Annotated in this window: 10 protein-coding genes; all 10 read left to right on the top strand. The window is 67.5% G+C overall.

Going from position 1 to position 9,062, the window contains the following annotated elements:
- Positions 1-972, top strand: a 972-nt coding sequence (locus tag ACFWF3_RS13730) for an acyl-CoA carboxylase subunit beta (protein WP_379313935.1), incomplete at its 5' end; no start/stop codon positions are given.
- Between the two features lie 8 nt (positions 973-980).
- The gene (locus ACFWF3_RS13725) at positions 981-2,975 is read left to right on the top strand and encodes an acetyl/propionyl/methylcrotonyl-CoA carboxylase subunit alpha (protein ID WP_378996091.1); all 1,995 of its coding nucleotides are present in this window, start codon (positions 981-983) and stop codon (positions 2,973-2,975) included.
- Entirely contained in the window at positions 2,972-4,132 is a 1,161-nt protein-coding gene (locus ACFWF3_RS13720; protein ID WP_379313934.1) for an acyl-CoA dehydrogenase family protein, read from the top strand. Before ACFWF3_RS13725 ends, ACFWF3_RS13720 begins: the two co-directional genes overlap by 4 nt.
- Before the next feature lie 61 nt (positions 4,133-4,193).
- On the top strand, positions 4,194-4,976 hold the full coding sequence (locus tag ACFWF3_RS13715; protein ID WP_378996093.1) for an enoyl-CoA hydratase family protein: 783 nt from the start codon (positions 4,194-4,196) through the stop codon (positions 4,974-4,976).
- 4 nt (positions 4,977-4,980) lie between these two features.
- Positions 4,981-5,595, top strand: coding sequence for a TetR/AcrR family transcriptional regulator (locus tag ACFWF3_RS13710; protein ID WP_378996095.1), 615 nt, complete (start codon positions 4,981-4,983; stop codon positions 5,593-5,595).
- Between the two features lie 70 nt (positions 5,596-5,665).
- Positions 5,666-5,872, top strand: coding sequence for a hypothetical protein (locus ACFWF3_RS13705; RefSeq protein WP_056814932.1), 207 nt, complete (start codon positions 5,666-5,668; stop codon positions 5,870-5,872).
- Positions 5,863-6,294 carry a PIN domain-containing protein gene (locus ACFWF3_RS13700; protein WP_379222855.1) on the top strand — a complete coding sequence of 144 codons (432 nt, stop codon included), beginning with the start codon at positions 5,863-5,865 and terminating at the stop codon, positions 6,292-6,294. The genes ACFWF3_RS13705 and ACFWF3_RS13700 overlap by 10 nt, the downstream gene beginning before the upstream one ends.
- Before the next feature lie 74 nt (positions 6,295-6,368).
- The gene (locus ACFWF3_RS13695; protein ID WP_379313933.1) at positions 6,369-7,136 is read left to right on the top strand and encodes an SDR family oxidoreductase; all 768 of its coding nucleotides are present in this window, start codon (positions 6,369-6,371) and stop codon (positions 7,134-7,136) included.
- A 199-nt stretch (positions 7,137-7,335) separates the two neighbouring features.
- Complete coding sequence (locus ACFWF3_RS13690) at positions 7,336-7,851, top strand: ImmA/IrrE family metallo-endopeptidase (protein WP_378631659.1); 516 nt, start codon at positions 7,336-7,338, stop codon at positions 7,849-7,851.
- The gene (locus ACFWF3_RS13685) at positions 7,848-8,882 is read left to right on the top strand and encodes a hypothetical protein (RefSeq protein ID WP_379313932.1); all 1,035 of its coding nucleotides are present in this window, start codon (positions 7,848-7,850) and stop codon (positions 8,880-8,882) included. Before ACFWF3_RS13690 ends, ACFWF3_RS13685 begins: the two co-directional genes overlap by 4 nt.
- The last annotated feature ends 180 nt before the right edge of the window (positions 8,883-9,062 follow it).

The following is a 9,062-nucleotide window of genomic DNA, read 5'->3' as shown; positions in this document are numbered from 1 at the left end:
GGCCCGCCGCTGGTGAAGATGGCCACCGGTGAGGACTCCGACGACGAGACCCTCGGCGGCGCCGAGATGCACGCCCGCACCTCCGGTCTGGCCGACTACATGGCCGCCGACGAGCAGGATGCGATCCGCCTCGGCCGCAATATCGTTCGTCGCCTGAACTGGAAGAAACAGGGACCGGAGCCGCGTGCGGAGGTGATCTCGCCGATCTACGATCCCGAGGAACTGCTCGGCATCGTGCCCTCGGACCTGAAGATCCCGTTCGATCCCCGCGAGGTCATCGCCCGCGTGGTCGACGGTTCCGACTTCGACGAGTTCAAGCCGCTCTACGGCTCGAGCCTGGTCACCGGCTGGGCCGAGATCAACGGCTACCCGATCGGCATCCTCGCCAACGCGCGCGGCGTGCTGTTCTCCGAGGAATCGCAGAAGGCCACCCAGTTCATCCAGCTGGCCAACAAGAAGAACACGCCACTGTTGTTCCTGCACAACACCACCGGCTACATGGTCGGCAAGGAGTACGAGCACGGCGGCATCATCAAGCACGGCGCGATGATGATCAACGCGGTCGCCAACTCCACGGTCCCGCACATCTCGCTGCTGGTCGGCGCCTCCTACGGCGCCGGGCACTACGGCATGTGCGGGCGCGCGTTCAACCCGCGTTTCCTGTTCGCCTGGCCGAGCGCGAAATCCGCCGTCATGGGTGGGGCGCAGCTGGGCGGCGTGCTCACCATCGTGCAGCGCGGCGCGGCCGAGTCCAAGGGCCTGCCGTTCGACGAGGAGGCCGCCGCCGGTCTGGCCGCGATGGTCGAGGCGCAGATCGAGGCCGAGGCCATGCCGATGTTCCTGTCGGGCAGGCTGTTCGACGACGGCATCATCGACCCCCGCGACACCCGCACCGTGCTGGGAATGGCTCTGTCGGCCGTTCACACAGCCCCGATCAAGGGCGCCGAGGGCTTCGGCGTCTTCCGAATGTGAGATGCGCTGTGGCCATTACGAATGTTCTCGTTGCCAATCGTGGTGAGATCGCTCGCCGCGTCTTCGCCACCTGCCGTCGGATGGGCATCGGCACCACCGCGGTCTACTCCGATGCTGATGCCGCGTCGCCGCACGTGTCCGAGGCCGACGCAGCGATCCGGCTTCCAGGAAACACCCCGGCCGAGACCTATCTGCGCGGTGAGCTGATCATCGAGGCCGCTTTGTCGGCCGGTGCCGACGCGATCCATCCCGGCTACGGATTCCTCTCCGAGAACGCCGAATTCGCGCGGTCCGTGCTCGACGCGGGCCTGGTGTGGATCGGCCCGCCGGTCGCGGCGATCGAGCAGATGGGCTCCAAAGTCGAGTCCAAGAAGATGATGGACGCCGCCGGTGTCCCCGTCCTCGCCGAGCTCGATCCGGCCGAGGTCACCGACGCGCACCTGCCCGTGCTGATCAAGGCGTCCGCCGGTGGTGGCGGACGCGGTATGCGCGTGGTGCGCGAGCTGGGCGAACTGCAGGATCAGATCGCGGGCGCTCGGCGCGAGGCCGAGTCGGCCTTCGGTGATCCGACGGTGTTCTGCGAGCGCTACCTCGAGACCGGCCGTCATATCGAAGTTCAGGTCATGTCGGACACTTTCGGCAAGACCTGGGCCGTCGGCGAGCGTGAGTGCTCGATACAGCGTCGTCATCAGAAGGTCGTCGAGGAAGCGCCGTCGCCGCTCGTCGAGAAGATCGACGGCATGCGTGATCGCCTGTTCGAGGCGGCGCGTCTGGCCGCCGAGGCGATCGGGTACGAAGGCGCGGGCACCGTCGAGTTCCTGGCCGACGAGAAGGGTGACTTCTTCTTCCTGGAGATGAACACCCGTCTCCAGGTGGAACATCCGGTCACCGAGCAGACCACCGGGCTCGACCTGGTCCGCCTGCAGTTGCAGGTGGCGTCCGGCCTGCCGCTGCCCGCGACCCAGCCCGCCCAGCGTGGTCACTCGATCGAGGTTCGCCTCTACGCCGAAGACCCCGCGCACGACTGGCAGCCGCAGAGCGGTCCGGTGCACAAGATCGAGATCCCGTTCACCGCCGGTGAATTCACTGTTCTCGACCAGCCGGGCGTGCGCCTGGACACCGGTGTCGTCGACGACTCGGTGGTCGGCGTCCACTACGATCCGATGCTCGCCAAGGTGATCTCCTACGCCGAAACCCGCGCGGAGGCAGCACATCTGCTGGCCACCGCGCTCCAGCGCGCCAAGATCCACGGCCTGGTCACCAACCGCGACCTGCTCGTGCGCGTGCTGCGGCACCCGGCGTTCCTCGCCGGTGACACCGACACCGCCTTCTTCGCCACCCACGACCTGGCCGTGCTCGCGGCGCCGCTGGTATCGGAGGCCGATGAGGCATTGTCGATTGCCGCTGCGGCACTTGCCGATTCGGCTGCCAATCGCGGCACCTCGCGCCTGGCCGGACTCACCCCGAGTGGCTGGCGCAACCTGTCTTCGCTGCCGCAGACCAAGTCTTACGAGAGCCGGACCTCCGGTACCCACGAGGTGCGCTACCGCTTCACCCGCACGGGTGTGGCGGTCGAGGGCCACGACGGCCTCGAGCTGATCTCGGTCGCGCCCGATCGGGTAGTCCTCGGTGTGCCGAATGAACGTGGTTCGGTGCGTAGGCAATTCGAGATCGCCCGCTACGGCGATCACGTCGCGGTCGACTCCCCGCTCGGCCCGGTGGCGGTGCGCAGGCTGCCCCGCTTCACCGATCCGTCGGAGCAGGTGGCCGCCGGTTCGCTGCTCGCGCCGATGCCGGGCAGCGTGATCCGCCTCGGTGCCGCCGAAGGCGACCACGTCAAGCAGGGGCAGCCCATTCTGTGGCTGGAGGCGATGAAGATGGAACACACCATCGCGGCCCCGGCGACCGGCATTCTCAGTGCACTCAACGTGACCGTCGGCCAGCAGGTCGAGGTCGGAACCGTCCTCGCCGTCGTCGAGGAAGAAGAGCAGGAGCAGGCATGAGTTTCATCGAGACCGAAGAGCAGAAGGCGCTGCGCGCGGCGGTCGCCTCGCTGGCGAGCAAGTACAACTACCGCGACTACGTGCTGCCGCTCTCGCGTAAGAACGAGCCGCTCACCGAGCTGTGGGACGAGGCGGGCAAGCTCGGCTTCCTCGGCGTGAACCTGCCCGAGGAGTACGGCGGCGGTGGCGCGGGCATGTACGAGCTGGCGCTGGTGCAGGAGGAGCTGGCGGCGCAGGGCGCCGGGCTGCTGCTGATGGTCGTCTCGCCTGCCATCTGCGGCACCATCATCACCAAGTACGGCACCGATGCGCAGAAGCAGAACTGGCTGACCAAGCTGGCCGACGGCTCGTCGAAGATGGTCTTCGCGATCACCGAACCCGACGCGGGCTCCAACTCGCACCAGATCACCACCACCGCCCGCCGTGACGGCGGCGACTGGATCCTCAACGGCCGCAAGATCTTCATCTCCGGTGTCGATCAGGCCGACGCCATCCTGGTGGTCTCGCGCACCGAGGACCACAAGACCGGCAAGCTCAAGCCCGCGCTGTTCATCGTGCCGGTGGACGCGCCCGGCCTGGTGAAGAACGTCCAGGAGATGGACGTGATCGAGCCGGACAACCAGTTCACGCTGTTCTTCGACGACGTGCGCCTGCCCGCCGACGCCCTGGTCGGTTCCGAGGACGCGGCCATCGCCCAGCTGTTCGCCGGATTGAATCCCGAGCGCATCATGGGCGCGGCCATGGCGGTCGGCCTCGGTCGCTACGCCATCGACCGGGCGGTGGAGTATGCCAAGGAGCGCACGGTCTGGAAGACGGCGATCGGTGCGCACCAGGGTATTTCGCATCCGCTGGCCCAGGTGAAGATCGAGCTGGAACTGGCCAAGCTGATGATGCAGAAGGCCGCGACGCTCTACGACACCGGCGACGAGTTCGGCGCCGCCGAGGCGGCCAACATGGCCAAGTACGCGGCCGCGGAAGCCAGCATCAAAGCGTTGGACCAGTCGATTCAGACCCACGGCGGTTCTGGCCTGACGCGTGAGGTGGGGCTGGCGGCGATGCTGCAGGCCGCGCGCATCTCGCGCATCGCACCGGTCAGCCGCGAGATGATCCTGAACTTCGTCGCCCAGCACTCGTTGGGTTTGCCGCGCTCGTACTAGGCACAACGGTGGTCGCCCCGGAGATGGGGCGACCACCCCTACCGGATGAACAGGAGTCCCGATGAGTGACGCGACGGAAGCACCGTTCGTCCGCTACAAGGTCGTCGACGGGTTCGCCAGGCTGACCTTCGACTCGCCGCACAACCGCAATGCGCTCTCGTCCAGGCTGGTTCGCGAGCTGCTCGCCGGATTCGACGCGGCGGCCACCGATCCCGCCGTGCGCGGCATCGTGCTGGCCCACACCGGTGACACCTTCTGCGCGGGCGCTGACCTCAAGGAGGCGAGCAACGCCGATCCCGCGGTGGCCGCCGATGAGCGCACCCGCGTGATGATCGACGTGCTGCGCGGCATCCTCGCCTCGCCCAAACCGGTGATCGCGCAGATCGACGGCAATGTCCGGGCCGGTGGCATGGGCATCATCGGGGCCTGTGATCTGGTCGTCGCGGGGCCGGGCAGTAGTTTCGCGCTCACCGAGGTGCGCATCGGGATGGCGCCGTTCATGATCTCGCTCACGCTGGTGCCGCGGCTGGACCAGCGGGCCGCGAGCCGCTACTTCCTGACCGGCGAGAAATTCGATGCCGCGACCGCGCAGGAGATCGGCCTGGTCACCGTGGCCGCGCAGGACGCCGCCGCCGAGGTGAAACGCCTGAGTGGCGAGCTGCGCAAGGGGTCGCCGCAGGGACTGGCCGAGTCCAAGAAACTGGTCAACGCGGCAGTGCTGGCTACGTTCGACGCCGAGGCCGAAGCACTGGCCAAGCGGTCGGCGAGCTTCTTCGGCACCCCCGAGGTGATCGAGGGCATGACGGCCTTCTTCCAGAAGCGTCCGCCCAGCTGGGCACAATAGTCCGATGGCGACACCCCACGAACCCAAGCAGGACCGCAGCCGGGCCACCCGGCAGCGGCTGCTGGAGGCGACCATCGACTGCCTGGCCGAAACCGGCTGGGCAGCCGCCACCGTGTCGGTGGTCGCCGAGCGGGCCGGGGTGTCGCGCGGTGCCGCCCAGCACCATTTCCCCACCCGCGAGGATCTGATCACGGCCGCGCTCGAGTTCATGTTCGAGTTCCGGATGGACCAGGCCAAGGCCGAGGCCGAAACGGTGAACGCGGTCGCCCAGGGTGCGGGCCGCACGCGCGCCGTCGTCTCCGCGCTCGTCGAGTCCTACACCACCCCGTTCTTCAAAGCCGCGCTCCAGGTCTGGACCCACGCCGCCGCCGACCCGGCCCTGCGCGAACGCATCCTGCCCCTCGAGGCCCGGTTCGGCCGTATCTCCCACCGCCGCGCCATCGAGGCCCTCGGCGTCGACGACTCCGACCCGGTCACCCACCACCTCGTCCAGGCCACCCTCGACCTGGCCCGCGGCCTCGGCCTCGCCGACGTCCTCACCGACGACTCCGCTCGCCGCAAACTGATCGTCGACCAGTGGGCCGCCACCCTGCACACCGCCCTGAACCTGTCCCACTGAATCCTTGTGACCTGGTCGTTTCGAGGTATATAGTTCGGGCATGGGGGAATATATATCGAGGGACTGTGCGATGACCAAACGCCTGATCGAGATCGACGACGAGCTACTCGAGTCCGCGCAGGACGCGCTCGGGACCGCAGGTGTCTCCGATACCGTTCGTGCCGCGCTGAACTCGGCCGTGGTGGCGCATGCGCGCGCCAGCGAAGTCGAATGGTTGGTCAACGGCGGCATGGCCGAAATGGCGGACAAGGATCGGCGCGACGACGTATGGCGATAACGGCGCGCTATCTCATCGACACCAGCGCGGCCGCTCGAATGCGTCATCCGGACGTGGGGGCCGCACTCGGGCCGCTGCTCGAGGCCGGGTTGATAGCCACGTGTGCACCGCTCGATTCCGAGGCGCTCTACAGCGCCCGAAGCCCGGCTGAATACGAACAGATTCGGTTTCGGCGCCGCGCAGCCTATGAGTACCTGCCCACCAATGACGAACACTGGCAAAGCGCCTTCACGATTCAGCGCGAACTCGCGCGGTCGGGCCGCCACCGCGCGGTCGGCATCCATGACCTGCTCGCTTCGGTGTTGGCGATAGAACACCGCCTTGTCCTGTTCCACTACGACTCCGATTTCGAAACGGTCGCATCGGTAGTGGACCTCGATCACCGCTGGGTCGCGCCTCGGGGGAGTCTCGAGACATCGTGACCAGGTGATGTCACACTCCGGTCGCCTACGTCGTCGTCTTTGTGAACCCGCAAGAAGCGATGAAGGAGTGGATCATGGTGGAGCAGAAGAAGATCGCGGTGGCGGGGGCAACCGGGCGGCTGGGTCGGCACGTGGTGGATGTGCTGGTCGAGCGTGGGTATGACGTTGTCGCTTTCTCGCGCGCCGACGGTGTCGACATCGAGACCGGTGCGGGTCTCGACGAGGCGTTGACCGGGGTCGACATCGTTATCGACGCGTCGAGTACGCCGTCGGCCGATCAGCAGGTGGCGACCGAGTTCTTCACCGCTTCCGCGCGGAATCTGCATGCGGCGGGGGAGCGGGCCGGGGTCGAGCGGCTGGTGGTGGTGTCCATCATCGGGATCGACGGTTCGCTCGCCGGGTACAACGCCGCCAAGCTGGCCCATGAGCAGGAACTGCTCAAAGGTGCACTGCCGGTGCAGATTCTGCGTGCGGCGCAGTTCCACGAACTCGTCGAGGTGATGGTCGGGTGGGGCACGCAAGGCTCCGTCGCCTACGTTGCGGGTATGCGTACCCAGCTGGTCGCCGCTCGAACAGTCGCCGAGGCGCTGGTCGATCTCGCCGCGAATCCGATTGCCGCCGAAGATATTCCGTTTCCCGAGATCGCAGGCCCGCAGCCGGAGACCATGGCCGGTGCGGCCGCCGTTCTGGTCGAGACCCGCGGGGACGCGCTACAGATCATCGAAACCTCCGACTCGGCCAACCCCGACCGCGAGCAATTCGAAAGCGGCACCCTCCTGCCGTCCCCGCACGCCACCCTGGCCGGTCCCTCCTTCGCCGAGTGGGTCGCCGCTGCGCTCTAACGCTGCTCGGCGCTCCGGTGCTGCTCGGCACATCAACGACGCTCGCCTGTCCGATGTCGCTTCCCCGGGGAGCTCGTGCAAAGGCTGCTGCTCCCGTTCTCCGACGTCGGGCCGAATTGTGATTGCGTGGTGGACGAAATCTGGGCGGCAACGCAGGGTGCCGGCGGCGCGATGGGGTGAGGCGACACGAAGATCTTCGATGAGTAAGAGCAAGACCCAGAGCACCTCCCGGTCCTATCGCCGCGTCGCCGCCGCCGTCGACGCGGTGTGCGCGGTGGCCGCCGACTCCGACGCCACCAGCCTCGACGAGGTGGTCCATGCCATCTCGCTGGAGCGCAAACGCGAAATCGAGATCACCAGCGCGAACCTCGGCCCCGGCGTGTGCGGTCAGCGCCGGTTCTACCCCGAACGCGACATCATCGTGCTCGCCGACGCTCTCCCGAGTCGCGATCACACCCTCGCCCACGAACTCGGCCACATCGTCTTCGACCACGAGGGCGCGCCCGCGGTGGAGACGACCCTCGAGGTCAGCGACGATCTGATCGCCTACATGCTCAGCCAGCGCGCCCACGCGCAGATCGTCGACGACGGCGCCGACGATCTCGCCGAATGGGAAGCCGAGACCTTCGCGGCCATGCTCATGACGCGCCTGCGCGTATTCAGCAACCGGGGCGCAGGCGTCTCGGTCCTTCGATTCGATGAGGCACTCGGATGACACTCTGGTTGACAGCCCTGCTGGTCTGGGTTGCCGCGGGTGCGCGAGTGGGTCGCGTGCTGGTGAAGCCCGCGACGACCGCCCGCGTGGCCATCGTCGTCGCGGTCGCCGCCGTGGCACTCGCGGTCACCGTCGCCATACCCGAGATGGCTGTTGCCATCGACAACCTGATGAAGGGCGGTGTGCACAGCGGCTGGCTGTCCACCGGTCTCGTGATCTCCGCCTGGATCCTGTTCACCACGGCCACCTCGGTGGTGGCCTCGGCGGCGTGGCCGGTGGTCTCGCGGCGCAACCTGCGCCAGGTCGCGATGGTCGTGTACGGCATCGGCGCGGTGGCGATCGCGATCACCCTGGCGTGGTCGTTCACCTTCGGCTGGATCGCCGTCGCGCTCGGCGCGGTGTTCATCGTCACCACCGGTCTGCGCAACCTGGACTGGACGATCCTCGGTCGTGGCATCGCCATCTACATCACGGGCACCGCGATGGTCGCGGTGCTCGCGGTCGCCAATGTGGGCCGCGCGTTCCAGAATGCCGCGCCGACGCCGCCCAACGAACCGCTGTGGGGCTGGGCCGCGTGGGAGATCGCGGCGCTGCTGATCGCGCTCGGTGCCGTGTCGATCGTGATCGAGCTGTGGTGGCGGGCCAAGCTCCTGCTGCGCAAGATCCGTCCGCTGCACCAGTTGATGGTCGGCCGGTTCCCCGAGGTGGTCGCGCCCGAACAGAACGCCACCTCGGCCCAGCTCAAGGCTTCCGATCACATGGCACAGGTGATGGACGCGCTGTATCTGCTCTCCGGCAGCGGCATCGTGATCCCGGCGGCCGGTGAGCCGCCGAGTTCGGTGCCGCAGCGGGCCGCGGTGGTGGCCGAGTGGGCGCGAAATCCGTTGGGGGACTTGTTCGTCGACGCGCGATGGATCGCACCGCCGCCCGGCATCAGCCCCCGCGGCTGGGTGCTGGCGCTGTCGAATCAGTACGAGTACGCGGTGGCCGACGCGAAGACGGCACCGCAGAACGCCGCTTCCTCGACCTAGGTCGATACGCAGAAAACGGGCCTGAGCTGGTGATTTACACCGTCTCAGGCCCGTTGTCTGCGTATCCGACCTATTTACGGCCGTACCCAGGACACCATCAGGTGCGTCAGGCCGGCCGCTGCGTGGATCCTATTCTGTTCCGTCCGGAGGAATTTCGGGCAAGCCTTCGCTGGCCCGTAG

The sequence above is a fragment of the Nocardia sp. NPDC060220 genome (genome assembly GCF_042727815.1).
Classification (GTDB): domain Bacteria; phylum Actinomycetota; class Actinomycetes; order Mycobacteriales; family Mycobacteriaceae; genus Nocardia.
Note: the sequence above shows the minus strand (reverse complement) of the source record. Positions and strands in the feature narration are given on the sequence as shown.

Bases quoted from the DNA above. Each gene is read 5' to 3' on its own strand.
- ACFWF3_RS13695 (WP_379313933.1), top strand. From the start codon at position 6,369: ATGGTGGAGCAGAAGAAGATCGCGGTGGCGGGGGCAACCGGGCGGCTG.
- ACFWF3_RS13700 (WP_379222855.1), top strand. From the start codon at position 5,863: ATGGCGATAACGGCGCGCTATCTCATCGACACCAGCGCGGCCGCTCGA.
- ACFWF3_RS13705 (WP_056814932.1), top strand. From the start codon at position 5,666: ATGACCAAACGCCTGATCGAGATCGACGACGAGCTACTCGAGTCCGCG.
- ACFWF3_RS13690 (WP_378631659.1), top strand. From the start codon at position 7,336: ATGAGTAAGAGCAAGACCCAGAGCACCTCCCGGTCCTATCGCCGCGTC.
- ACFWF3_RS13720 (WP_379313934.1), top strand. From the start codon at position 2,972: ATGAGTTTCATCGAGACCGAAGAGCAGAAGGCGCTGCGCGCGGCGGTC.
- ACFWF3_RS13715 (WP_378996093.1), top strand. From the start codon at position 4,194: ATGAGTGACGCGACGGAAGCACCGTTCGTCCGCTACAAGGTCGTCGAC.
- ACFWF3_RS13685 (WP_379313932.1), top strand. From the start codon at position 7,848: ATGACACTCTGGTTGACAGCCCTGCTGGTCTGGGTTGCCGCGGGTGCG.
- ACFWF3_RS13710 (WP_378996095.1), top strand. From the start codon at position 4,981: ATGGCGACACCCCACGAACCCAAGCAGGACCGCAGCCGGGCCACCCGG.